General features: G+C 70.6%; 21 protein-coding genes and 3 tRNA genes. 16 read left to right on the top strand and 8 right to left on the bottom strand.

Annotated features, from left to right (window positions below):
- The 3 genes from CQZ88_RS26585 to gatB form a co-directional block, all read left to right on the top strand.
- Positions 1 to 539 (top strand): response regulator transcription factor (locus CQZ88_RS26585; RefSeq protein ID WP_258008809.1); only part of this gene is annotated, 539 nt, incomplete at its 5' end.
- 94 nt (positions 540 to 633) lie between these two features.
- On the top strand, positions 634 to 1,665 hold the full coding sequence (locus tag CQZ88_RS26580) for a 6-phosphofructokinase (protein WP_006942344.1): 1,032 nt from the start codon (positions 634 to 636) through the stop codon (positions 1,663 to 1,665).
- A 59-nt stretch (positions 1,666 to 1,724) separates the two neighbouring features.
- A complete protein-coding gene (gene gatB, locus CQZ88_RS26575) occupies positions 1,725 to 3,236 on the top strand; it encodes an Asp-tRNA(Asn)/Glu-tRNA(Gln) amidotransferase subunit GatB (RefSeq protein WP_102800543.1) in 1,512 nt (503 codons plus the stop codon).
- 64 nt (positions 3,237 to 3,300) lie between these two features.
- Here gatB and CQZ88_RS26570 read toward each other — a convergent pair whose 3' ends face one another.
- A complete protein-coding gene (locus tag CQZ88_RS26570) occupies positions 3,301 to 3,717 on the bottom strand; it encodes a VOC family protein (RefSeq protein WP_102800542.1) in 417 nt (138 codons plus the stop codon).
- Positions 3,718 to 4,002: 285 nt separating this feature from the next.
- Between CQZ88_RS26570 and CQZ88_RS26565 the strand changes: the two genes are divergently transcribed.
- The gene (locus CQZ88_RS26565) at positions 4,003 to 4,953 is read left to right on the top strand and encodes a linear amide C-N hydrolase (RefSeq protein ID WP_029544427.1); all 951 of its coding nucleotides are present in this window, start codon (positions 4,003 to 4,005) and stop codon (positions 4,951 to 4,953) included.
- 25 nt (positions 4,954 to 4,978) lie between these two features.
- Here the strand turns inward: CQZ88_RS26565 and CQZ88_RS26560 are convergent, their stop codons facing one another.
- Positions 4,979 to 6,091, bottom strand: coding sequence for a PQQ-dependent sugar dehydrogenase (locus tag CQZ88_RS26560; RefSeq protein ID WP_006947419.1), 1,113 nt, complete (start codon positions 6,089 to 6,091; stop codon positions 4,979 to 4,981).
- A 112-nt stretch (positions 6,092 to 6,203) separates the two neighbouring features.
- Between CQZ88_RS26560 and CQZ88_RS26555 the strand changes: the two genes are divergently transcribed.
- Positions 6,204 to 7,001: a DoxX family protein gene (locus CQZ88_RS26555; RefSeq protein WP_050035413.1), complete on the top strand. Its 798-nt coding sequence runs from the start codon at positions 6,204 to 6,206 to the stop codon at positions 6,999 to 7,001.
- Between the two features lie 54 nt (positions 7,002 to 7,055).
- Here CQZ88_RS26555 and ilvD read toward each other — a convergent pair whose 3' ends face one another.
- Positions 7,056 to 8,897, bottom strand: a complete 1,842-nt coding sequence (ilvD, locus tag CQZ88_RS26550) for a dihydroxy-acid dehydratase (protein WP_102800541.1) — start codon at positions 8,895 to 8,897, stop codon at positions 7,056 to 7,058.
- Positions 8,898 to 9,054: 157 nt separating this feature from the next.
- Positions 9,055 to 9,528, bottom strand: a complete 474-nt coding sequence (locus tag CQZ88_RS26545; RefSeq protein ID WP_180987088.1) for a PH domain-containing protein — start codon at positions 9,526 to 9,528, stop codon at positions 9,055 to 9,057.
- A 266-nt stretch (positions 9,529 to 9,794) separates the two neighbouring features.
- Here CQZ88_RS26545 and CQZ88_RS26540 point away from each other — a divergent pair, with 266 nt between their 5' ends.
- From CQZ88_RS26540 to CQZ88_RS26515, 6 genes are all read left to right on the top strand, one after another.
- Positions 9,795 to 11,741, top strand: a complete 1,947-nt coding sequence (locus CQZ88_RS26540) for an acetolactate synthase large subunit (protein ID WP_102800539.1) — start codon at positions 9,795 to 9,797, stop codon at positions 11,739 to 11,741.
- Positions 11,738 to 12,241 carry an acetolactate synthase small subunit gene (gene ilvN, locus CQZ88_RS26535; RefSeq protein WP_006934252.1) on the top strand — a complete coding sequence of 168 codons (504 nt, stop codon included), beginning with the start codon at positions 11,738 to 11,740 and terminating at the stop codon, positions 12,239 to 12,241. Before CQZ88_RS26540 ends, ilvN begins: the two co-directional genes overlap by 4 nt.
- 50 nt (positions 12,242 to 12,291) lie before the next feature.
- The gene (gene ilvC / locus CQZ88_RS26530; RefSeq protein WP_180987089.1) at positions 12,292 to 13,293 is read left to right on the top strand and encodes a ketol-acid reductoisomerase; all 1,002 of its coding nucleotides are present in this window, start codon (positions 12,292 to 12,294) and stop codon (positions 13,291 to 13,293) included.
- 76 nt (positions 13,294 to 13,369) lie between these two features.
- On the top strand, positions 13,370 to 15,076 hold the full coding sequence (locus tag CQZ88_RS26525) for a SulP family inorganic anion transporter (protein ID WP_029544415.1): 1,707 nt from the start codon (positions 13,370 to 13,372) through the stop codon (positions 15,074 to 15,076).
- A gap of 452 nt (positions 15,077 to 15,528) precedes the next feature.
- Positions 15,529 to 17,121, top strand: a complete 1,593-nt coding sequence (gene serA, locus CQZ88_RS26520; RefSeq protein WP_006934257.1) for a phosphoglycerate dehydrogenase — start codon at positions 15,529 to 15,531, stop codon at positions 17,119 to 17,121.
- A gap of 82 nt (positions 17,122 to 17,203) precedes the next feature.
- Positions 17,204 to 18,214, top strand: a complete 1,011-nt coding sequence (locus CQZ88_RS26515) for a 3-isopropylmalate dehydrogenase (RefSeq protein ID WP_043796512.1) — start codon at positions 17,204 to 17,206, stop codon at positions 18,212 to 18,214.
- Between the two features lie 45 nt (positions 18,215 to 18,259).
- On the opposite strand, the gene CQZ88_RS26510 is transcribed toward CQZ88_RS26515, so the two are convergent.
- Complete coding sequence (locus CQZ88_RS26510) at positions 18,260 to 19,432, bottom strand: MFS transporter (RefSeq protein WP_006934259.1); 1,173 nt, start codon at positions 19,430 to 19,432, stop codon at positions 18,260 to 18,262.
- Between the two features lie 114 nt (positions 19,433 to 19,546).
- Between CQZ88_RS26510 and CQZ88_RS26505 the strand changes: the two genes are divergently transcribed.
- The 5 genes from CQZ88_RS26505 to CQZ88_RS26485 all read left to right on the top strand — a co-directional run bounded on the left by CQZ88_RS26505 (position 19,547) and on the right by CQZ88_RS26485 (position 22,426).
- Positions 19,547 to 20,323: a fumarylacetoacetate hydrolase family protein gene (locus tag CQZ88_RS26505; protein ID WP_006934260.1), complete on the top strand. Its 777-nt coding sequence runs from the start codon at positions 19,547 to 19,549 to the stop codon at positions 20,321 to 20,323.
- An 80-nt stretch (positions 20,324 to 20,403) separates the two neighbouring features.
- A complete protein-coding gene (gltX, locus tag CQZ88_RS26500; RefSeq protein WP_006934261.1) occupies positions 20,404 to 21,876 on the top strand; it encodes a glutamate--tRNA ligase in 1,473 nt (490 codons plus the stop codon).
- A gap of 172 nt (positions 21,877 to 22,048) precedes the next feature.
- Positions 22,049 to 22,120, top strand: a tRNA-Gln gene (locus CQZ88_RS26495).
- A 95-nt stretch (positions 22,121 to 22,215) separates the two neighbouring features.
- Positions 22,216 to 22,291, top strand: a tRNA-Glu gene (locus CQZ88_RS26490).
- A gap of 59 nt (positions 22,292 to 22,350) precedes the next feature.
- Positions 22,351 to 22,426, top strand: a tRNA-Glu gene (locus CQZ88_RS26485).
- A gap of 53 nt (positions 22,427 to 22,479) precedes the next feature.
- On the opposite strand, the gene CQZ88_RS30090 is transcribed toward CQZ88_RS26485, so the two are convergent.
- From CQZ88_RS30090 to CQZ88_RS26475, 3 genes are read right to left on the bottom strand one after another with little or no spacing between them, the layout of a single operon-like run.
- A complete protein-coding gene (locus tag CQZ88_RS30090) occupies positions 22,480 to 22,647 on the bottom strand; it encodes a DUF5302 domain-containing protein (protein WP_006934262.1) in 168 nt (55 codons plus the stop codon).
- Between the two features lie 49 nt (positions 22,648 to 22,696).
- Complete coding sequence (locus CQZ88_RS26480; protein ID WP_006934263.1) at positions 22,697 to 23,239, bottom strand: pyridoxamine 5'-phosphate oxidase family protein; 543 nt, start codon at positions 23,237 to 23,239, stop codon at positions 22,697 to 22,699.
- A 37-nt stretch (positions 23,240 to 23,276) separates the two neighbouring features.
- On the bottom strand, positions 23,277 to 23,981 hold the full coding sequence (locus CQZ88_RS26475; protein WP_029544405.1) for an IclR family transcriptional regulator: 705 nt from the start codon (positions 23,979 to 23,981) through the stop codon (positions 23,277 to 23,279).
- Positions 23,982 to 24,058: the final 77 nt, after the last annotated feature.

The raw sequence follows: 24,058 nt of genomic DNA, 5'->3' as shown, positions 1-24,058 counted from the left end.
CGGAGGCGGCCCGCCTGCGACCCGACGTGGTCCTGATGGACGTGCGGATGCCCGAGATGAACGGACTCGACGCGGCCCGGCACATCCTCGCCGGGCGCACCGATCCGCCGACACGTGTGCTGATGCTCACCACCTTCGACATCGACGACTACGTCTACGAGGCACTGGGCCTGGGCGCCAGCGGATTCCTGCTCAAGGACGCGCCCGCCGACGAACTGATCCGGGCGGTCCGCGTCGTCGCCGACGGCCAGGCGCTGCTCGCGCCGACCGTCACGCGCCGCCTCATCGCGGACGTCACCCGCCGGCGGTCGCCGCGCCGCGGCCGCGATCGGGCGCTCGACGTCCTCACCCCGCGCGAACGCGAGGTGCTCGAGCTGATCGCCCGCGGGCTGTCGAACCAGGAGATCGCCGCTCACCTGTTCGTCGCGGAGCAGACGGTCAAGACGCACGTGGGGAAGGTGCTCGGGAAGCTGAACCTGCGGGACCGGGCGCAGGCGGTGGTACTGGCGTACGAGTCCGGACTGGTCGTGCCGGGGTGAGCTGCACCCGCGATCGGGATGCCGCGGGCGCCGCGCCGGGGCAGTATTGCCGGGAGGACCACCGACAACCTGCACGACCGGCACGGAGGTACGGATGACGCGCATCGGCATTCTCACCAGCGGCGGGGACTGCCCCGGCCTGAACGCGGTGATCCGCGGAGCGGTCCTCAAGGGCAGGACCGTCTACGGTCAGGAGTTCGTCGGATTCCTCGACGGCTGGCGTGGTTTGGTGGAAGGCGACGCAATCCCCTTGGATCGCAGCAAGGTTCGGGGATTGTCGCATCAGGGCGGCACTATTCTCGGCACCAGCCGGTTCGGCCCCTATCAAGGACCGAACGGCGGCGCGGAGAACATCGCCCGCACGCTCGAGCGCATGGGCGTCGACGCCGTGATCGCCATCGGCGGCGAGGGCACGGCCGCCGCGTCCAAGCGGCTGTTCGAGGAGGGCATCCGGATCGTCGGAGTGCCGAAGACCATCGACAACGACCTCGGCCAGACGGACTACACCTTCGGCTTCGACACCGCCGTCGAGATCGCGACCGAGGCGATCGACCGGCTGCGCACCACCGGCAACTCGCACAAGCGCTGCATGGTCCTCGAGGTGATGGGCCGGGAGGCGGGGTGGATCGCGCTGCACTCCGGCACCGCCGGGGGTGCCCACGCCATCCTCATCCCCGAACAGCCCGAGAGCATCGAGCAGATCTGCGAATGGGTCACCAGCGTCCGCGACCGTGGCCGGGCCCCCATGGTGGTGGTCGCGGAGGGATTCACCCTGCCGGAGATGACCGAGGCGTACTCCGACAAGGGGCGCGACGAGTTCGACCGGCCGCGGCTCGGCGGCATCGCCGACGTCCTCGCCCCGATGATCGAGGAGCGCACCGGCATCCAGACCCGCGCCACGATCCTGGGCTACATCCAGCGCGGCGGCGTGCCCACGGCCTTCGACCGGGTGCTCGCCACCCGCCTGGGCATGGCGGTCACCGATCTCGTCGCCGACGAGGAGTGGGGGCACATGGTGGCGCTGCACGGAACCGACATCGCCCGGGTCGGTTTCGACGAGGCGCTCGCCAACCACAAGCGGGTGCCGAAGGACCGCTACGAGGAGATGCGGATCATCTTCGGGTGAGGTCGCGCCGCGCGTGAGGGCCGGTTCGCCGCATGGCGGCACCGTCTAAAATCGAGCGCATGACTGCCGCCATGTCCGATGATCTGCTCGCCTACGACGAGGTGCTCGCGAAGTTCGAGCCCGTGATGGGCATGGAGGTGCACGTCGAGCTGCACACCGCGACCAAGATGTTCTGCCCGTGCCCGACCACGTTCGGCGCCGAACCCAACACGCAGGTGTGCCCGGTGTGCCTCGGCCTGCCCGGCTCGCTGCCCGTCGTCAACCAGGCGGCGGTGGAGTCGGCGATCCGCATCGGCCTTGCGCTGAACTGCTCGATCACGCCGTGGGGCCGGTTCGCGCGGAAGAACTACTTCTACCCGGACCAGCCGAAGAACTACCAGATCTCGCAGTACGACGAGCCGATCGCCACCGACGGCTACCTCGACGTGGTCCTCGACGACGGCAGCACGTGGCGCGTGGAGATCGAGCGCGCGCACATGGAGGAGGACACCGGCAAGTCGCTGCACGTCGGTGGCGCCACGGGCCGCATCCACGGGGCGAGCCACTCGCTGCTCGACTACAACCGCGCCGGGGTGCCGCTCATCGAGATCGTCACCAAGCCCATCGTCGGCGCCGGCGAGCGCGCCCCCGAGGTCGCCCGCGCCTACGTCACCGCGCTGCGGGACCTGCTGAAGGCCCTCGACGTGTCCGACGTGCGCATGGACCAGGGCTCGATGCGCTGCGACGCCAACCTCTCCCTCAACCCGATCGGAGCGGCGGAGTTCGGCACCCGCACCGAGACGAAGAACGTCAACTCGCTCAAGTCGGTCGAGGTCGCCGTGCGGTACGAGATGCGCCGCCAGGCCGAGGTCCTGACCGCGGGCGGCACGGTGATCCAGGAGACCCGGCACTTCCAGGAGGCCGACGGCACCACCTCGCCGGGCCGGCGCAAGGAGACCGCGGAGGACTACCGCTACTTCCCGGAACCGGACCTCGAACCGATCGCCCCGAGCGCGGAGTGGATCGAGGACCTGCGCGCCACCCTCCCCGAGCTGCCGTGGCTGCGGCGCGCCCGGATCCAGGCCGAGTGGGGCATCTCCGACGAGGAGATGCGCGACCTCGTCAACGCCGGCGCCCTGGACCTGATCATCGCCACCACCGAGGCCGGCGCCCCCGCCTCCGAGTCCCGGTCCTGGTGGGTCGCCTACCTGGCCCAGCAGGCCAACACCCGCGGCGTCGAGCTCGTCGAGCTGCCGATCACCCCGGAGCAGGTCGCGCAGGTGATCGCCCTCGTCGCCGACGGCACGCTCACCAACAAGCTCGCCCGCAAGGTCGTCGACTACGTGCTCGCCGGTGAGGGCGACCCGAAGCAGATCCTCGCTGCGCACCCCGAACTCGTGGTCGTGCGCGACGACTCGCTCATCAAGTCGGAGGTGGAGAAGGCGCTGGCCGCCAACCCCGACATCGCCGACAAGATCCGCAGCGGCAAGGTCCAGGCGGCCGGCAAGATCGTCGGCGACGTGATGAAGGCCACCCGCGGCCAGGCCGACCCGGCCCTGGTCAAGGAGCTCGTGCTCGCCGCCTGCAGCTGAGTTCTTCCACGAGAGGTTCTTCCGCGAGCGGGCGGCCTGCCGGGATGGCAGGCCGCCCGTGTGTCTACTGCGAATCGCCAGCGATGTTCACCATCCACTGGATGCCGAACTTGTCGGTGCACATGCCGAAGTGGTCGCCCCACGGTGCTCGCTCGAGCGGCACGGCGATGGTTCCGCCGTCGCTCAGCTGGTCCCAGTAGCCACGCAGCTCGGCCTCGTCGTCGCCGCTGAGCGAGATCGAGATGTTGTCCCCCGGGTTGTAGCTCATCTGGTTGGGGGTGTCCGCCGCCATCAGGACGAGACCGTTCGGGCTCGCCAGCATCGAATGCATGACCTTGTCCTGCTCGGACGGGTCGTCGCTCGCGTGCATCTCCGCGAACGTGCTCACATTCAATTCTCCGCCGAACACGGATCGGTAGAACTCCATGGCCTGGCGGGCATTGTCGCGAAAGCTGATGTACGGATTCAGGCGTGTGGTCATGCGGGCCCCTCCCTCGGGCGTGCCACTGCTTCGGACCGATCGGCGACATTGTTGCACCGTCCCGGGTCGAACGGGGAAGTGTGCCGGAAGCAATTGCAACACAGCCGAATTCGAGTAATCCGAACCGTCGCGGGAGCGGGTGCGGGTGGATCCGCCGCGAAAACGCTGAGATTCGACCGAAACGTCCGTATTGTCACTGTCGTCGTGGGGCGGGTCGACGCTCACGGCGCACGGGCGGCCGGATTTCTCGTCGGACATCGTGGAGGATCAATGTGCACTCGGGCAATGTGGACCGGAAGCGGGCACGGCGTTCTCGTCGGCCGGAACATGGACTGGCGCGAGGAGATGGACACGAACCTGTGGTCACTTCCGCGGGGGGTCGACCGGATCGGGCACGACCGCGATCCCGACCCGGTGACCTGGACGGCCCGGTACGGCAGTCTCGTGGCCGCCGTCTGGGACAACGCCACGAGCGACGGGATCAACGAGCGCGGCCTGGCCGCCCACGTGCTGTGGCTCGCGGAGGCGGACTTCGGGGAACGGGACCCGGAACTGCCCGCGCTCGCGGTGTCCCTGTGGCCGCAGATCTTTCTGGACCTGTGCGGCACCGTCGACGAGTGCCTCGCCCTGATGGCCGAGCGGCCCTTCCAGGTCCGACCGTTGATCGAGCCGCGCTCCCAGCGTCCCGCGACCGTGCATCTGGCCCTCGAGGACGCGAGCGGTGACTCCCTGATCCTCGAGCACATCGGTGGAACGCTGCGGATACATCACGGCCGCGCGAACACCGTCATGACGAATTCACCGCCGTACGACGAGCAGATCGAACTCCGGAAGAGCTTTACCGGTTTCGGGGGATCCGAGCCGCTGCCCGGCACCACGGAGGCGTCCGACCGCTTCGTCCGGGCAAGTTACTATCTCGACCGACTGCCCGCCGTGGAGACCCCGGCCCGTGCGTATGCGGCGCTGCTCAGCGTCATGCGCAATGTCGCGCAACCGTTCGGCGAACCCGATCCGCAACGGCCGAACATCTCGATGACGATCTGGCGCACGCTGACGGACCTGACCGAGGGGCTGTACATGTTCGAATCGTCGTTCAGCCCGAACATCGTGTGGACCCGGTCGGCCGACCTGGACTTCTCGACCTGCCGCAAGCTCGACCTTGCGAAACCGGGCCTGCTGGGCAATGTGAGCGGCGCGTTCACCGACGCGGCCGAGCCGCCCTTCACGCTGTCGTGACGTACCCCGAGACGAACGGTTCCGGCTAGTCGAAGCCGCCCCCGCCGGCGGGGAACTGGATCAGCACGACCCGATCGTCGTTCGGGCCCGGTTCGCCGCCGGCCTTGTTGACGGTGGACACCCACAGCTGCCCGTCGCCGCCCGCCGACGCGCCGCCGAGACGGCCGTAGCGGTCCTGCACCGCCGGCACGGGCGCCGCCGTCACCGCCCCTGTTCCCGGATCGATGGCGACCACCGCAACCGCCTTGCCGTCCGTCAGCGACACCGCGACCGCGTCCGCACCGGCCGCGCATCCGGCCACGCCCGGACGCTCGGGCCACGTCCAGGCGGGGGACGCGCCCACCGCGCCGTCCACGCCGACACGCTGCAGCCGGTCCTCGAGCGCGGTGCGGTCGGTGACCCACAGGTTCCCGGCGGGATCCCGGCACACGTCGCCGGCCGTTCCGATCCCCGAGAGCACGACCGACGGCGCCGCGGCCGCGCCCGGCGCCGGCAGAGGCATCCGCAGCAGCTTCCCGGCGAGCGACGCCGGATCGGCGGCCGCGGCCGGATTCCCGGCGTCGCCGGTGAGCACCACCAGGTCGGTGGGTGAGGTGAACTCGAGCGCGCCCGCGTTCCCGCTCGCCCCCCGCGGGATGCCGGTGAACACGGGCTTCGGGACGTCGCCCGCGGCGAGCCGCACGACGCGGTTGTCGGTCGGGGTGGTGATGTAGGCGTAGAGCAGCCGATCCTCGTCGAAGGTCGGCGACAGCGCGAGATCGAGCAGCCCGCCGTCGCCGGAACCGTCGACCGGCACGGTGGCCACCTCCACCGGTTCCGTCCGCGGTGCCACCCGCAGGATCCGGCCCGTGCGCCGCTCCGCGACGAGAGCGGAGCCACCGTCCGGCATGGTGACCAGCCCTCCCGTGGTGTCGAGGCACGTGGCGACCACCGCGGGGTCGGGGTCCTGACACGGGCCCGGCGGTGTCGGCGGTGCGCCCGGCGTCGTGGTCGTCGTCGGGGGCTCGAGCGGTTCGAGTTCGGCGCCCGCGTCGAAGCTCGGCTCCGGCGTGAACGGGGTGGTGGTCGCGTCGTCGAAACGGGCACACGACGTGGTGAGGGCGAGCAGACCCACGATCGACGCGACCGTCGCTCGCATCCGTCGCGACCCACCGACTCTCGCGCGCCTCGTCATGACCATGACGTTACCGGGGCGGCGCGCCCCGACTCGGTTCCCGGGTCGGCCGACCCGGGCGACCTACCCTGGTTCGGTGACCGACAAGGCGAAAGACCACGTCCCGGAGCCGACGCCGCAGGATGCCGCGGAGCCGGTGTCGAGTCCCTACGACAATCCCACCCTGGAGCTGCAGCGCCCCCGCTCGTCGATGCTCGAGTCCGATGACGACCTCGATCTCGACAACTCCGCCTTCGAGCGGCGCGGCCCGGCGCAGTACGGGTACGCGGACTCCGACGTCGCCCCCACCGAGCGGATGCACCGGTACGAGCCCGCGGGCGCCGTCGCGGCGCCGATCGGAGCGGAGACCGGTGCCGCGCCCGGGCCGGCGAAGGCGCGCCGCGGCACACTGGACCTGGGGTTGCTCGTGCTGCGGCTCGTCGTCGGCGGCACGATGGTGGTGCACGGGGTGCAGAAGCTGACAGGGCTGTGGGGCGGCCCCGGCATGGACGGGTTCGAGGCGATGCTCGCCGACGCGGGCTACCAGCGTCCGGCCCTGCTCGCGGTGCTCGGTGCGGTGGGGGAGGTGGCGGCCGGAGCGCTGCTGATCCTCGGGTTGCTCACCCCGCTCGCCGCCGCCGCCGTGCTGGCGATCATGATCAACGCGTGGTTGTTCCGGCAGTCCGCCGAGCCGGGACTGCAGTACTTCGCGCCGGACGGGGTGGAGTACGAGACCCTGCTCGCGGCCGCCGCCGCAGTGATCGTGCTGACCGGTCCCGGTCGGGTCGCGGTCGACGGCACCCGCGGCTGGGCGACCCGGCCGTTCGCCGGCTCGTTCGTCGCGCTGCTGCTCGGCGTCGCGGGTGGGGTCTGCCTCTGGATATTCGGCCGCTGACGCGGACGGTGCGTCCTTCGGGCGGCAGGAACAGCCCGAAGGACGCACCGGTGCCTACGGCACCCGGCGGACTGCACCCTTGTCGGCCGAGGTGGCCAACGCGGCGTAGGCGCGCAGGGCGGTGGTGACCGTGCGCTGCCGGTCGACCGGCAGCCACGGGCGCTCCGAAGCCTCCATCTTGGCGCGCCGCTCGGCGAGGACGGCGTCGTCGACGAGGACCTCGAGGGTGCGCGTGGGGACGTCGATGCGGATCCGGTCACCGTTCTCGAGCAGACCGATGACGCCGCCGGACGCCGCCTCGGGCGAGATGTGGCCGATCGACAGTCCCGACGTGCCGCCGGAGAACCGGCCGTCGGTGATCAGGGCGCACTGCTTGCCCAGTCCCGCGCCCTTCAGGAACGCGGTGGGATGCAGCATCTCCTGCATGCCCGGCCCGCCCGACGGTCCCTCGTAGCGGACCACGACGACGTCCCCGGGCTGCACCTTCTTGCCGAGGATCACCGACACGGCCTCCTCCTGCGACTCGACGACCAACGCCGGGCCCTCGAAGGTGAACAGGTCCTCGTCGATGCCGGCGGTCTTGAGGATCGCGCCGTCCGGAGCGAGGTTGCCGCGCAGGACGACCAGTCCGCCCTCGACGGTGTAGGCGTGCTCGACGTCCCGGATGCAGCCGGCCGCGGCGTCCGTGTCCAGCGACGACCAGCGGTTGGCGGTGGAGAACGGCTCGGTGGTGCGGACACCGCCGGGGGCCGCATGGAACAGCTCGATCGCCTCGTCGGAGGCCTTGCCGGAGCGCACGTCCCACGTATCGAGCCACTCGTCGAAGCTCGTCGTGTGGACCGTGGTCACGTCCGTCTCGAGCAGCCCGGCGCGGCGCAGCTCGCCGAGGATCGCGGGGATGCCGCCGGCCCGGTGGACGTCTTCCATGTGGTAGTCCGAGTTGGGGGAGACCTTCGCCAGGCACGGCACCTTGCGGCTGATGGCGTCGATCGTGCCGAGGTCGAAGTCGACCTCGCCCTCCTGCGCCGCGGCGAGCGTGTGCAGCACGGTGTTGGTCGAGCCGCCCATCGCGACGTCGAGCGCCATGGCGTTGCGGAACGCGGCGGGGGAGGCGATGTTGCGCGGCAGGACCGACTCGTCCTCGTCCCGGTACCAGCGCAGCGCCGCCTCGACGACCGCGGTGCCGGCCCGCTCGAACAGCGCCCGGCGTGCCGCGTGGGTGGCCAGCGTCGACCCGTTGCCGGGCAGTGCCAGTCCGAGCGCCTCGGTCAGGCAGTTCATGGAGTTCGCGGTGAACATGCCCGAGCACGACCCGCACGTGGGGCAGGCGCTGCGCTCGACCTCGTCGAGGCCGTCGTCGCTGACGGCGTCGTTGGCCGACGCCGAGATCGCGGTGATCAGGTCGGTGGGGGCCTGCGCGACACCGCCGACGACCACCGCCTTGCCGGCCTCCATCGGGCCGCCCGAGACGAACACCGTCGGGATGTTCAGGCGCATCGCGGCATTGAGCATGCCGGGGGTGATCTTGTCGCAGTTGGAGATGCACACCAGCGCGTCGGCGGTGTGCGCATTGACCATGTACTCCACCGAGTCGGCGATGATCTCGCGGCTGGGCAGCGAGTACAGCATGCCGCCGTGGCCCATGGCGATCCCGTCGTCGACGGCGATGGTGTGGAACTCGCGCGGCACACCGCCGGCGGCCCGCACCGCCTCGGCGACGATCTCGCCGACGTCCTTGAGGTGGACGTGGCCGGGCACGAACTGCGTGTAGGAATTCGCGATCGCGACGATCGGCTTGCCGAAGTCGGAGTCGGTCATGCCGGTGGCGCGCCACAGGGCGCGGGCCCCGGCGGCGTTGCGTCCGGCGGTGGTGGTGCGTGACCTCAACGGGGGCATCGGGTTCCTCGGGGGCTAGGGCTGCTTCGGGGCTGGGGCTGCTTCGGGGCTGGGGCTGCTTCGGGGCTGTGTGCTGCGCGGGCGCGGCGACGCCGGGGACCGGGCTCCGCCGGACGGGGCCGGAGCGGGCCTGGGCGGCTTCGAATTTACTCGTGTGCTATTTCGACTCGACGTCCGCGTCCGGCTCGGTGTCCGCGGCCTGCTCCCGTGCCTCCGCCTCGCGCGCGGCCGCATACGGGTCGGTGATGCGACCGCCGCTACCGGCGGCGAGCTGGGGGAGACGGCCGAACGTGACGACCGGCAGGGGTACCTCGGTGCCGACGGTGCGGCGGGCGCGCGCCCAGCCCCGCTTGGGGAATCGCAGGCCGTCGAGTTCGTCCCAGGCCAGGGTCCGGGTCGAGAATGCGGACCGGGCGGTGATGCCCTCGGGCCCGACGACGGTGCGCACCCGCAGCACCCACGCGCCGACGAGGAACGGAATCACCACCATCCAGCCGAACGCGGCGGGCCAGGCCAGGGCCGGGGAGGCCACTCCGAGCAGCACGAACCCACATGCGAGCAGCGCGAGCCGGGAAATCTGGATGACCTGCGGCTGCTGTTCGGCCGTATGGGATGATGGGCGTGGTGGCACGGGCTGCTGTGGAGATGACACCTCACCATCTTCCCATTGCAGCCGAGGCATCTCACATTCTGGGACAGGTGACCGAACCAAGTTGACTGTCGGACCTTCGCGCGCCTACCGTCGAGCGCGTGAATCAGAATGGGTTGCTCGTAATCGGCCGGCGCGTCGTCGCCTGAGCCGCTTCTCGCAACTCGCCCACGACGCGCCACCCTCGTACAGCAGATGCTGCTGACGGGGGTTTTTTGTTGCCCGGAGCCAGAACCAGAGGAATCGCAGTGAGCGCACCAACCGCAAGGCCTCAACCTTCGCCGCGCAAGCCCGGGGCCGCAGCCCCGGCGCCCGCGGCCGCGGCCACCCAGTCCGGTAACCGTCGCCAGGTCGCCCCCGAGCGGGTCACCGGCGCACAGTCGGTGGTCCGGGCCCTCGAGGAGCTCGAAGTCGACACGGTATTCGGCATTCCGGGCGGTGCGATCCTCCCCGTCTACGACCCGCTGTTCGACTCGCAGAAGGTCCGGCACGTGCTGGTCCGCCACGAGCAGGGCGCCGGCCACGCCGCGACCGGATACGCCCAGGCCTCCGGCAAGGTCGGCGTGTGCATGGCCACCTCCGGCCCCGGCGCCACCAACCTCGTCACCCCGCTCGCCGACGCGCAGATGGACTCTGTCCCCGTCGTGGCGATCACGGGCCAGGTCGGCCGCGGTCTGATCGGCACCGACGCCTTCCAGGAGGCGGACATCTCGGGCATCACCATGCCGATCACCAAGCACAACTTCCTCGTGACCGACGGCGCCGAGATCCCCCGCGTCCTCGCCGAGGCGTTCTACCTGGCCGCGTCCGGCCGTCCCGGCGCGGTGCTCGTGGACATCCCGAAGGACATCCTGCAGGCCCAGACCACCTTCAGCTGGCCCCCGGAGATGCACCTGCCCGGCTACCGTCCCGTGACCAAGCCGCACGGCAAGCAGGTCCGTGAAGCCGCCCGCCTGATCGCCGAGGCGAAGTCGCCCGTGCTGTACATCGGCGGCGGTGTCATCAAGGCCGAGGCCTCTCCGGAGCTGCTCGAGCTGGCCGAGCTCACCGGCATCCCGGTCGTCACGACGCTCATGGCGCGCGGTGCGTTCCCCGACACTCACCGGCTCAACTGCGGCATGCCCGGCATGCACGGCACCGTCGCGGCGGTCGCCGCCCTGCAGAAGTCCGATCTGCTGATCACGCTCGGCGCGCGGTTCGACGACCGCGTCACCGGTCAGCTCGACTCGTTCGCGCCCGGCGCGAAGGTCATCCACGCGGACATCGACCCGGCCGAGATCGGCAAGAACCGGCACGCCGACGTGCCGATCGTGGGTGACTGCAAGGAGGTGATCGTCGAGCTGATCGAGGCGATCCGTGCGGATCTCGCGACGGGCACCACGCTCGAGTACGCCCAGTGGTGGGAGTACCTGGACGGGATCCGCCGCACCTACCCGCTCAGCTACGACCGGCCCGCCGACGGCATGCTCTCGCCGGAGTTCGTGATCCAGAAGGTCGGCAAGCTCGCCGGACCGGACGCGATCTACTGCGCCGGCGTCGGCCAGCACCAGATGTGGGCCGCGCAGTTCATCGACTACGAGAAGCCACGGACCTGGCTCAACTCCGGCGGCCTGGGCACCATGGGCTACGCCGTTCCGGCGGCCATGGGCGCCAAGATGGGCGTGCCCGACGCCGAGGTGTGGGCCATCGACGGCGACGGCTGCTTCCAGATGACCAACCAGGAACTGGCGACCTGCGCGGTGGAGGGTGTGCCGATCAAGGTCGCGCTCATCAACAACGGCAACCTCGGCATGGTGCGGCAGTGGCAGACGCTGTTCTACGAGGAGCGGTACTCGAACACGGACCTGGCCACCCACACCCTGCGCATCCCCGACTTCGTCAAGCTGGCCGAGGCTCTGGGCTGCGTCGGCATCCGCGTCGAGCGCGAGGAGGAGGTCGAGGACGCGATCCGCCAGGCGCAGTCGATCAACGACCGTCCGGTGGTCATCGACTTCATCGTCGGCAAGGACGCCCAGGTGTGGCCGATGGTCGCCGCGGGCACCGGCAACGACGAGATCATGGCGGCGCGGGGCATCCGCCCGCTGTTCGACGAGGACGAGGCGGCCGCCGAGCCGGCCGTCATCCACGAGGCACTCGAGCACGAGAAGCACCCGGACCAGCGCGGCGCCGCAGCAGCAGGAGAGGATCGTCAGTGAGCACCAGTCACACCCTCAGCGTTCTCGTCGAGGACAAGCCGGGCGTGCTGGCCCGCGTGGCGAGCCTGTTCTCCCGCCGCGGGTTCAACATCGAATCCCTCGCGGTGGGCGGCACCGAGATCCCCGAGATCTCCCGGATGACGATCGTCGTCACCGTCGACGAGTTCCCCCTCGAGCAGGTGACCAAGCAGCTCAACAAGCTCGTCAACGTCATCAAGATCGTCGAGCAGGAAGAGGAGGCCTCGGTCGCCCGCGAGCTGCTGCTGATCAAGGTGCGGGCGGACGCGAGCGTGCGGACGCAGGTCATCGAGACGGTGAATCTGTTCCGCGCCAAGGTGATCGACGTCTCGCCCGAGTCACTCACGATCGAGGCCACCGGTACCCGGTCCAAGCTCGACGCCCTGCTGCGGATGCTCGAGCCCTACGGCATCCGCGAGATCGTGCAGTCCGGGGTCGTCGCGGTCGGACGCGGTCCGAAGTCGATCACGGCCACCCGTTAGCCTGAACACACCCTTATTTGCTGAGAGAGGTAACAACTGTGGCAGTCGAGATGTTCTACGACGACGACGCCGATCTGTCGATCATCCAGGGCCGCAAGGTCGCGGTGATCGGCTACGGCAGCCAGGGACACGCGCACTCGCTGAGCCTGCGCGACTCCGGTGTCGAGGTGCGCATCGGTCTGAAGGAAGGCTCGAAGTCGCGGGCCAAGGCGGAGGAGGCGGGCCTGGCGGTCGGCACCCCGGCCGAGGTCTCCGAGTGGGCGGACGTCATCATGCTGCTGGCGCCCGACACCGCGCAGGCGTCGATCTTCAAGGAGGACATCGCGCCGAACCTGAAGGACGGCGACGCGCTGTTCTTCGGCCACGGCCTGAACATCCACTTCGGTCTCATCGAGGCGCCGGAGTTCGTCACCGTCGCGATGGTCGCCCCGAAGGGCCCCGGCCATCTCGTGCGCCGCCAGTTCGTCGACGGCAAGGGCGTCCCCGCGCTCATCGCCGTCCACCAGGATCCCAAGGGCGACGGCCAGGCGCTGGCGCTGTCCTACGCCAAGGGCATCGGCGGCACCCGGGCCGGCGTCATCAAGACCACCTTCAAGGAAGAGACCGAGACCGACCTGTTCGGTGAGCAGGCCGTCCTCTGCGGTGGCACCGAGGAACTGGTCAAGACCGGTTTCGACGTGATGGTCGAGGCCGGCTACGCCCCGGAGATGGCGTACTTCGAGGTGCTGCACGAGCTCAAGCTCATCGTCGACCTCATGTACGAGGGCGGCATCGCCCGCATGAACTACTCGGTGTCCGACACCGCCGAGTTCGGTGGCTACCTCTCCGGGCCGCGCGTCATCGACGCCGGCACGAAGGAGCGCATGAAGGAGATCCTGAAGGACATCCAGGACGGCACCTTCGTCAAGCGTCTCGTCGCCAACGTCGAGGGCGGCAACAAGGAGCTCGAGTCGCTGCGCAAGAAGAACGCCGAGCACGGCATCGAGGTCGTCGGCAAGCAGCTGCGCGACCTGATGAGCTGGGTGGACCGCCCGATCACCGAGACCGCCTGATCGGATCCCGCCGCTTCGACGGCCCGGCACCGCTGTGGTGTCGGGCCGTCGGCGTTCCAGGGTGGATAATGCGCTGATGTCCTGGGGCCTGGGAAAGCTGCCGGGGGTCGTCACGGCCCGCACCTACCGCCGGGAGTGGCTGCGCCCCGACATCACCGCCGGCCTGGCACTCACCGCGCTGCTCATCCCCGCGGGCATGGGCTACGCGACGGCCGCCGGGTTGCCCGCCTACGCCGGCCTGTACGCCACGATCGTCCCGCTGCTGGTGTACGCGCTGGTGGGTCCGTCGAAAGTGCTTGTGCTCGGGCCTGATTCGTCCCTCGCCCCGCTCATCGCCGCGGCGGTGCTCCCGCTCGCCGCGACGGGCGACCCGCAGGAGGCGCTCGCGCTCGCGGGGGTTCTGGCCCTGCTCGTGGGCGTGATCCTCGTCGTCGCCGGCTTCCTGCGCCTCGGTTTCGTCACCGAACTGCTGTCCAAGCCCATCAGGCTCGGCTATCTCAACGGCATCGCGCTGGTCGTCGTGGTCGGTCAGCTCCCGAAACTGCTCGGCTTCTCGATCGACGAGCCGGGCCTGCTCCAGGACACCGCCGCGATCGTCCGGGCGGTGGCCGCCGGCGACGTCGACCTCGTCGCGGCGACCGTCGGTGTGGCGTCCCTGGCGGTCATCCTGGCGTTCCGCCTCCTGCGGGCGCGCATCCCGGGTGTCCTGGTCGCCGTGGTCGGGGCGTCCGTGGTGTCCGCGCTGCTCGGCCTCACCGACGAGATCGTCATGGTCGGGGCGCTGCCGTCGGGACTGCCGACGCCCGATGTGGCAGCGGTGAGCTGGGGCGACGTGCTCGCACTGCTCGGCCCGGCGGCCGGCGTCGCGCTCATCGCGTTCGCCGACACCGGCGTGCTCTCGCGCACGTTCGCCGCCCGCCGCGGCGACGACGTGGACGGCAGCACCGAGATGAAGGCCATCGGCGCCGCCAACGTCGCGACCGGGCTGTTCAGCGGTTTCCCCATCTCGGCGAGCTCGTCGCGCACGCCCGTCGCCGAGCAGAACGGTGCCCGCACCCAGCTCGTCGGGGTGGTCGGCGCCGCCGCCGTGCTGCTGTTCGTGCTGCTCGCGCCCGGCGCGACCGCCTATCTGCCCGAGGCGACCCTCGCCGCGGTCGTCCTCGTCGCCGCCTCGGCACTCATCGACGTGCGCGGCGTGATCCGCATGTGGCGGATGAGCCGGATCGAGGCCGGTCTCGCGGCGGCGGCCTTCCTCGGAGTGGCGCTCGTCGGGGTGCTCGAGGGGATTCTCGTCGCCATCGGGCTCTCCTTCGTCGCCGTCGTGGGACACGCATGGTCGCCGTACCGCACCGAACTCGTCGAGCTCACCCGCGTCGCGGGTTTCCACGACATCAACCGCCACCCCGAGGGGCATCGGATCCCGGGCCTGCTGCTCGTGCGGTTCGACGCCCCGCTGTTCTTCGCCAACGGCTCGATCTTCGACGACTACGTCCGCTCGCTGGTCGCGAAATCGCCCGAGCCGGTCGAGTGGGTCGTGATCGCCGCGGAACCGATCACCGGCCTCGACACCACCGCCGTCGACGAACTCGTCGACCTGGACCGGTACCTGGCGGGCAAGGGCATCCACCTGGCCTTCGCCGCGATGAAGGGTCCGATCAAGGACCGGCTGGTGCGGTTCGGGCTGGGAGATCGGTTCACCCGGGACCGCTTCTATCCGACGGTCCGCACCGCCGTCGTCGCGTTCCGGCACCGGCGATCCACCGCGGGTCCCGGCCCCGCATAGCCGGGGCACGGCGTTCCGCCCTCGCGGTCCACTCGCGCCGGGCCGCGGCCTGGTGCAGGGTCCCGGCGAAACGGTGCCCGTGCGAACGGAACTCGTCGGTGGTCTGCGAGCGACGTTCCCCCGGGCGCAGGTTCGCCGGACCACAGGTGCCACCCGGACGGTCCCGCTCCGGACCCGGAATGCGGCTCGCGCCGGGACGGCGGCACCAGGTACCGGATCGGCCGGAGGGCCTTCCCGGCTCGGATTCGCCGGCGTTCGGGTCCGAACGGACCGCGGCCGTGGCGCCGCGGGCGTGGGTCGTTTCGTACCAGTAGGCAACCCATTCCGGGGCCGTGGCCCCGGGGCCACGGCCCGGGCACTAAACTGAGCCCGGTCACGGCTGCATTCGCGCACCTCGGGGTGCGGCGCCGTCGACGACCCGTCAGACAAACCAACCACAGGGGAGTTCGCACGTGAGCCAGAATGGCCGTCCCGTTGTCCTGATCGCCGACAAGCTGGCGCAGTCGACCGTCGATGCGCTCGGTGACGGTGTCGAGGTGCGCTGGGTCGACGGTCCGGACCGTCCCGCGCTGCTCGCGGCGGTGCCCGAGGCGGACGCCCTGCTGGTCCGTTCGGCGACCACGGTCGACGCCGAGGTCCTCGCCGCCGCCACGAGGCTGAAGATCGTCGGTCGCGCCGGCGTCGGCCTCGACAACGTCGACATCCCGGCCGCCACCGAGCGCGGTGTGATGGTCGTCAACGCTCCGACGTCCAACATCCATTCGGCCGCCGAGCACGCCGTGGCGCTGCTGATGGCCACGGCCCGGCAGATCCCCGCCGCCGACCGCACCCTGCGTGAGCGCACCTGGAAGCGTTCGAGCTTCAACGGCACCGAGATCCTGGGCAAGACGGTCGGCGTCGTCGGTCTGGGCCGGATCGGGCAGCTGTTCGCGCAGCGCCTCGCCGCCTTCGAGACCCACGTCATCGCCTACGACCCCTACCTGCCGCCGGCCCGTGCCGCCCAGCTCGGGATCGAACTGGTCGACATCGACGAGCTGATCGAGCGTGCCGACTTCATCTCCGTGCACCTGCCCAAGACCAAGGAGACGGCCGGCCTGATCAACGCCGAGCGGCTCGCGCGGGCCAAGGACGGCGTCATCATCGTCAACGCCGCCCGCGGTGGTCTCATCGACGAGGACGCCCTCCACGACGCCCTCGTCTCCGGCAAGGTTCGCGCCGCCGGCCTCGACGTCTTCCACTCCGAACCCTGCACCGACTCGAAGCTGTTCGACCTCGACAACACCGTCGTCACCCCGCACCTCGGCGCCTCCACGACCGAGGCCCAGGACCGCGCCGGAACCGACGTCGCCAAGAGCGTGCTGCTGGCCCTGGCCGGTGAGTTCGTCCCGGACGCCGTGAACGTCTCCGGCGGCCCGGTCGGCGAGGAGGTCGCACCGTGGCTCGAGCTCGTGCGCAAGCTCGGCCTGATCGCCGGCACCCTCTCGCCGGAGGCGGTGCAGAACGTGCAGGTCGTCGCCAGCGGCGAACTCTCCGCGGAGAACGTCGAGATCCTCGGCCTCGCCGCGCTGCGCGGCCTGTTCTCCGCCAGCAGCGACGAGCCGGTCACCTTCGTCAACGCCCCGGCCCTCGCCGAGCAGCGCGGCGTGAGTGTCGAGGTCGACAAGCACAGCGAGGCCTCCACCCACCGCAGCGCGGTGGAGGTCCGCGCCGTGGCCGCCGACGGTCTCGTCACCACCGTCACCGGTGCGCTGACCGGCCTGCAGCAGATCGAGAAGATCGTCAACATCAACGGCCGCAGCTTCGACCTGCGCGCCGAGGGCCACAACCTCGTCGTCCACTACGAGGATCGCCCGGGCGTGCTCGGTGTCCTCGGCACGGTCCTCGGCAACGCCGGGATCGACATCCAGGCGGCGGCACTGAGCCAGGACGTCGAGGGCCCCGGCGCCACGGTGATCCTGCGGGTCGACCGGGTCGTCGGCGACACCGAGGTCGCGCAGATCGTGGAGCGGCTCGACGCCCGCGTCGCGCAGGTCGACCTGTCCTGAACCACCCCCCGCTGTATCCGATGGCCGCGATCGTCGAGCACGGTCGCGGCCGTCGTCGCGAAGAGGAAGAGAGTGTGTGCCCATGAAGCTTGCGGTCATCCCCGGTGACGGCATCGGTGTCGAGGTCACGGCCGAGGCCCTCAAGGTGCTCAGGACGCTGGTCCCCGATCTCGAGACCACCGAGTACGACCTCGGTGCCCGGCGGTACAACGCCACCGGGGAACTGCTCCCGGACGCCGACCTGGCGGCGATCCGCGCGCACGACGCGATCCTGCTCGGCGCCATCGGCGACCCGTCCGTCACCCCGGGCGTGCTCGAGCGGGGCCTGCTGCTGAACATGCGGTTCGCGCTCGATCACCACGTCAACCTGCGGCCGTCGCGGCTGTACCCGGGGGCGAAGTCCCCGCTCGCGGCGCAGCCGGAGATCGACTTCGTCGTGGTGCGGGAGGGCACCGAGGGCCCCTACACCGGCAACGGCGGCGCCATCCGCGTCGGCACCCCCCACGAGATCGCCACCGAGGTCTCGGTCAACACCTGGTTCGGTGCCGAGCGCGTCGTGCGTTACGCCTTCGAGCTCGCGCAGAGCCGGCGCAAGCACCTCACCCTGATCCACAAGACCAACGTGCTCTCCAACGCCGGTGCCATCTGGACGCGTGCGGTCGAGACGGTGGGCGCGGAGTACCCGGAGGTCGAGATGGCCTACTGCCACATCGACGCCGCCACCATCTACATGGTCGACGACCCGGGCCGGTTCGACGTGATCGTGACCGACAACCTGTTCGGCGACATCATCACCGATCTCGCCGGTGCGGTCACCGGGGGCATCGGCCTGGCGGCCAGCGGCAACATCGATGCCTCCGGCACCAACCCGTCGATGTTCGAGCCGGTCCACGGCAGCGCCCCGGACATCGCGGGCAAGGGCATCGCCGACCCGACCGCGGCGATCCTGTCGGTCGCCCTGCTGCTGCGCCACCTCGGCCGGGCGGACGAGGCGGCCCGGGTCGAGCGTGCGGTCGAGGCGGACCTCGCCGCCCGCGGCACGGGCCCGATCGTGACCACGGAGGTCGGCGACCGCATCGCGGCCGCCCTCTGATCCGGTCTCGGTGCGGCCTCCCGGTGTCCGGGAGGCCGCACCGGCTCATTTGCGGGGGACCAGGGGCACCGCGGCGGCCGGGATCAGCGCGGCGAGCGCGAACGCCGCGGGAAAGCCGGCCAGTGCGATGAGCCCGCCGAACGCGGGACCCACGCACGCCGCCGCGACGAACTGGCCGGTGTTCTGGATGCCGAGCGCGCGGCCACCCCAGAACGGTCCCGCGATCTCGGCGACGGCGGTGAAGGCCAGCCCGTTCGGGGCCACCGTCGTCACCGATGCCACGATCAGCAGCGCGACGGCGACGGCCGAGTCGGTGAGCGCGGCGGCCGCGAGCGCTGCCATGGACAGCACGACGGAGAGCGCCACGAGCCGCAGCGGCCGCAGGCGGCTGCCGACCCGGTCGGACCACCCGCCGGCGGCGACGCGACCGAGCGCACCGAGGAACTGCGCGGCGGTGATGACCAGGCCCGCGGCGGACTCGGTCCAGCCGCGCTCGGAGATCAGCCACACCAGCGCGTAGGTCCACACCACGTACTGGGGCACCACCAGCAGCACCGACGCGGCGTGGATCCGTTGCAGCGACCGCCCGGCACGGTAGGGGTTGTCGAGCAGGCCGAGCTCTGCGGCCCGGCCGCGTTCCGGCCGCGGTGGGTCGACGATGCCGACCGCGCACGCCACCGCGGCGACGGCACACACCGAGGCGGAGAAGGCCAGGGCCGAGCCGATTCCGTGGTCGCGCGCGAGCGGCGGAATGGTCAACGCGGCGACGGCGACGCCGAGCGGCAGCGACATCTGCCGGATCCCCATGGCGAGACCACGCTGGTGCGGCGGGAACCAGCCGACGACGACGCGACCGCTCGCGGCGTTGGCGCTCGCCGCGGCGGCACCACCGAGAGCGAGCATGAGCGCGAGCATCGGCAGGGTCCCGCTGGCGGCGGCTGCGGCCGTGGCCGCCGCAGCCAGTGCGAGCCCTGCGGCCAGGACCCGCCGCTCGCCGAACCGGTCGGCCAGGGCACCCCACGCGACGAGGCTGAACACGACCCCGAATATCGGCGCGGCCGAAAGTGTTCCGGCCTGGGCGAGCGTGAGTCCGCGATCCTCGTGGAGCGCGGGGATGAGGAAGGCGGCGCCGTTGACGAGGACCGCCTGGGCCGCCTGCGCGAACACGCCGAGCGCCAGGATGACCCAGCGCCGCGCGCCGATGTCCCGAACCGTCATGTCATCTCACTATCTGAAACAAAATTCCCGTATTGTGAACTTCCCGGTGGCAGCCTATACCTGCGTCCCGTGGTCCGCAGGGCCGCCAGCGGCGACACGGATAGACTCCCCGGCATGCGCCTTGGTCGAATTGCCAGCCCGGACGGTGTCGCCTTCGTCAGCATCGAGGGAGAGGGGGACGCCGCGACGGCGAAGGAGATCGCCGAACACCCCTTCGGCACCCCGACCTTCACCGGCCGCAGCTGGCCGCTCGCCGACGTCCGGCTGCTCGCGCCGATCCTGGCGAGCAAGGTGGTCTGCGTCGGCCGCAACTACGCCGCCCATGCGGCCGAATCCGGGAACGAGGTTCCCGACGAGCCGGTGATCTTCCTCAAGCCGAACACCTCCATCGTCGGCCCGGGGGCGCCGATCGTGCTCCCGCCGAGCAGCGGCCTCGTCCACCACGAGGCGGAGCTCGCCGTCGTCATCGGCCGTCCCTGCAAGGACGTTCCGGCCGCGAAGGCCCTCGACGTCGTCCTCGGCTACACCGTCGCCAACGACGTCTCCGCGCGCGACCATCAGCAGCAGGACGGGCAGTGGACGCGGGCCAAGGGGCACGACACGTTCTGTCCCCTCGGCCCGTGGATCGAAACGAACATCGATCCCTCGGATCTCGAGATCTCCGCGGAGGTCGACGGGCAGACGCGCCAGCGCAGCCGAACGTCGTTGATGGTGCACGACATTCCGAAGCTGATCGAGTGGATCTCGGCGGTGATGACGCTGCTGCCGGGCGACGTGATCCTCACCGGGACCCCGGAGGGGGTCGGGCCGATCGTCGACGGCAACACCGTCTCGATCACCGTCGAGGGCATCGGCACGCTGACGAATCCGGTGACCGCCAAGCGCAGGTAGCAGGCGGACCGCGGCTTCGCGGCCGGCACGCCCGGGACTAGCCTGGAGGGGACTTTTCGATCCCTCGACCCGAGTGAGCCATGACCAACAGCGAAGTACGCGTTCGTTTCTGTCCGTCCCCGACCGGAACCCCGCACGTGGGCCTCGTGCGCACCGCCCTGTTCAACTGGGCTTTCGCCCGTCACCACGGCGGCACCTTCGTGTTCCGCATCGAGGACACCGACGCCGCCCGCGACACCGAGGAGTCGTACCAGGCGATCCTCGACGCGCTCCGGTGGCTCGGCCTCGACTGGGACGAGGGTCCCGAGGTGGGCGGCCCGTACGAGCCGTACCGGCAGTCGCAGCGCCGCGACCTGCATCTCGACGTCGTCGCCAGGCTGCTCGAGGCGGGCGAGGCGTACGAGTCGTTCTCCACGCCCGAGGAGGTCGAGGCGCGCCACCGCGCGGCCGGCCGCGACCCGAAGCTCGGCTACGACAACCACGACCGCGATCTGACCGCGGAGCAGCGGCAGGCGTACCGCGACGAGGGGCGCAAGCCCGTGGTGCGGCTGCGCATGCCCGATCACGACCTGACGTGGAACGACCTGGTGCGCGGCGAGACCACGTTCAAGGCCGGCACCGTGCCCGACTTCGCCCTCACCCGCGGCAACGGCATCCCGCTGTACACGCTCGTCAATCCCGTCGACGATGCCCTGATGCGGATCACCCACGTGCTGCGCGGCGAGGATCTGCTCTCGTCGACCCCGCGCCAGCTCGCGCTCTACGAGGCGCTGCAGCGCATCGGCGTGACCGATTTCACGCCCGAGTTCGGCCACCTGCCGTTCGTGATGGGGCAGGGCAACAAGAAGCTCTCCAAGCGCGACCCCGAGTCCAACCTGTTCATCCACCGCGACCGTGGCTTCATCGCCGAGGGACTGCTCAACTACCTCGCGCTCCTCGGCTGGGGCCTGGCCGACGACCGTGACGTCTTCTCGCTCGACGAGATGGTCGCCGCCTTCGACATCGCCAAGGTCAACTCGAATCCGGCCCGGTTCGACCAGAAGAAGGCCGACGCCATCAACGCCGAGCACATCCGCATGCTCGAACCGGCCGACTTCGCGGCCCGGCTGAAGGCGTTCCTCGTGGAGCACGGGCACATCACCGGTGACGTCGACGACGCCCGGTTCGCGGTGGCGGCCGAGCTGGTCCAGACCCGCATCGTGGTGCTCTCGGACGCGTGGGACCTGCTGAAGTTCCTCTACGTGGCCGAGGCCGACTTCACGCTCGACGAGGCGGCCGCGGCCAAGAACCTCGGCCCCGACGCCGCGCCCGTGCTGGACGCGACGATCGCCGCGGCCGACGGTGTGGCCGAGTGGAGCGCGGCGGCCCTCGAAGAGGCCCTCAAGGCCGCGCTGATCGACGAGCTCGGCCTCAAGCCCCGCAAGGCCTTCGCGCCGGTGCGCGTGGCGCTCACGGGCTCGCACATCAGCCCGCCCCTGTACGAGTCGATGGAACTGCTCGGCCGGGACGTCTCGCTCACGCGCCTGCGTGCCGCCCGGGCCCGCATCGCCTGAGCGGTGCCGGGCCGGCCGCGGCGCCCCCGCGGTCGGCCCGGCGTCGCGCAGGTTGTGGATTTACCCGCTCTGACCTGGCGATTTGTTATTGGGGGCACCCATGGTGCTAACCTTCTTCTCGGTTCGGAACGGAGGCCGCAGCGCCGCGAGGCAGGTCTTCGGAACAAGCCATTGGGGTATGGTGTAATTGGCAACACAGCTGATTCTGGTTCAGCCATTCTAGGTTCGAGTCCTGGTACCCCAGCGTCTGCCCGGTGATTTTGTCACCGAGCCTCGGCCGGTTAAGCTGGCTGAGCTTCCCGCCGCAGGGTGGGAGGAGCAACAGAGAAGAAAGTTCCTGGCCCCGTCGTCTAGCGGCCTAGGACGCCGCCCTCTCAAGGCGGTAGCGCGGGTTCAAATCCCGTCGGGGCTACCACGGACGGCCCTTCGATCGCGAGTTCGAAGGGCGTTCTTCTCTGAGCAGTGAAAGTTCCTGGCCCCGTCGTCTAGCGGCCTAGGACGCCGCCCTCTCAAGGCGGTAGCGCGGGTTCAAATCCCGTCGGGGCTACCACGCGAAGGTCCCTCCGATCCACGGATCGGAGGGACCTTCGCTGTTTGTGCTCGTCATCCGCTCTTGCGCCGGAAATTGCGGCGGTGGTCGGCGCTGCCGTGCGGCGCCTGCGCCTTGGCCCTCCCGTCGAGATGGTCCGAGCCGCGACGGGCGTGCTGATTCTTGCGCTCGAGGGCTGCGCGGAACTGCTCCGCGATCCGGTCCCCGCTCGGGTCGTTCATCGCTGTCTCCCTTCCCTCGCCCGGAGCTCGGTCCGGGACATCCCGGAATCTAACTCGGCAACCCGGCGTCTGTCGCCCGGTTTTCCAGGGCCTCGAACAGGTACGGTGCCGTGCTGCCGCCGATCGGCATCGCCGGCATCCCGAGCTTGCGGTGGTCCCAGGACCGGGTCCGGTCCGCGACGACCCGCACCGCGACGCGCTTGTGCATCATCTGCTCGACCGCGGGCCGCAACTCCGCGGTGTAGGGGCCGGTGTAGCGTTCCCACACGCTGCGGCACACCTCGAACAGCACCTCTCGATCCTCGACCACCTCGGCATGCCCCTCGAGCGAGACGCCGCGCAGGGTGTCGTAGGTGTGGCCGTCCTCGACCAGGGCGCTGATCCGGTTGTCGCGCCGCAGATTGACCGCCTTCTGCGATTTCAGCTTCGTCTCGAACCAGATCTCGCCGTCCAGCACCGCGTACCACATCGCGACGAGGTGCGGGAGGCCGCCGGGGCCGATCGTCGCCATCGTCGCGACGCGGCTGCGTTCGAGAAAGTCGCCGATCTCGGCGTCGGTCATCGTGATCTGTGTGCGCTGGTTGGTTCCCATCCGTGCACTGTCGCACAGGAGCCGGCGGGTGGACGGGCTACTGCAGTCGCTTCTGCAGCGCGTCGGCGGCCGCCAGCAGGTCCGCGGCCCAGCGCGCCCCGGGCCGGCGGCCCATGCGGTCGACGGGTCCCGAGACGGAGATCGCGGCCACGACGGCCCCGGATGCATCGCGCACGGGGGCGGCCACCGAGGCGACCCCGGGTTCGCGTTCGGCGACGCTCTGCGCCCAGCCCCGGCGCCGGACTTCGGCGAGGACCCGCTCGCCGAATGCGGCCTCCGGCAGGATCGCCCGCTGCGTCGCGGCGTCGGCCCAGGCGAGCAGGACCCTGGCTCCGGACCCGGCGGTCATCGGCAGCCGGGCCCCCACGAGGACGGTGTCGCGCAGGCCCGTCGGGGGTTCGAGGGCCGCGACGCACACCCGGTGGGTGCCCTCCCGTCGATACAACTGCACGCTCTCGCCGGTGATCTCGCGCAGGCGCGGCAGCACGAGCGAGGCGGCGTCGACGAGTGCGTCGCCCGCGCCTGCCGACAGTTCGGCCAGACCGGGACCCGGCCGCCACTGGCCGTCACCGTCGCGGGCGAGCAGCCGGTGCACCTCGAGCCCGACCGCGAGCCGGTGGGCGGTGGCGCGGGGAAGTCCGGTGCGGGCGCACAGTTCGGTGAGAGTGCAGGGCTGCTCCGCCACTGCATGGAGGACGGCCATCGCTTTGTCCAGCACTCCGATCCCGCTATGCTGTCTCATAGGTCGATACCTCCGTCTCGCATAATGGGAAGCATAACCCACGCGGAACCGGGCGGGGACGACAGCATTCGCGGCCC

This window comes from Rhodococcus sp. ENV425 (assembly GCF_002887785.1).
GTDB classification, from domain to species: Bacteria; Actinomycetota; Actinomycetes; order Mycobacteriales; family Mycobacteriaceae; genus Rhodococcus; species Rhodococcus aetherivorans.
Note: the sequence above shows the minus strand (reverse complement) of the source record. Positions and strands in the feature narration are given on the sequence as shown.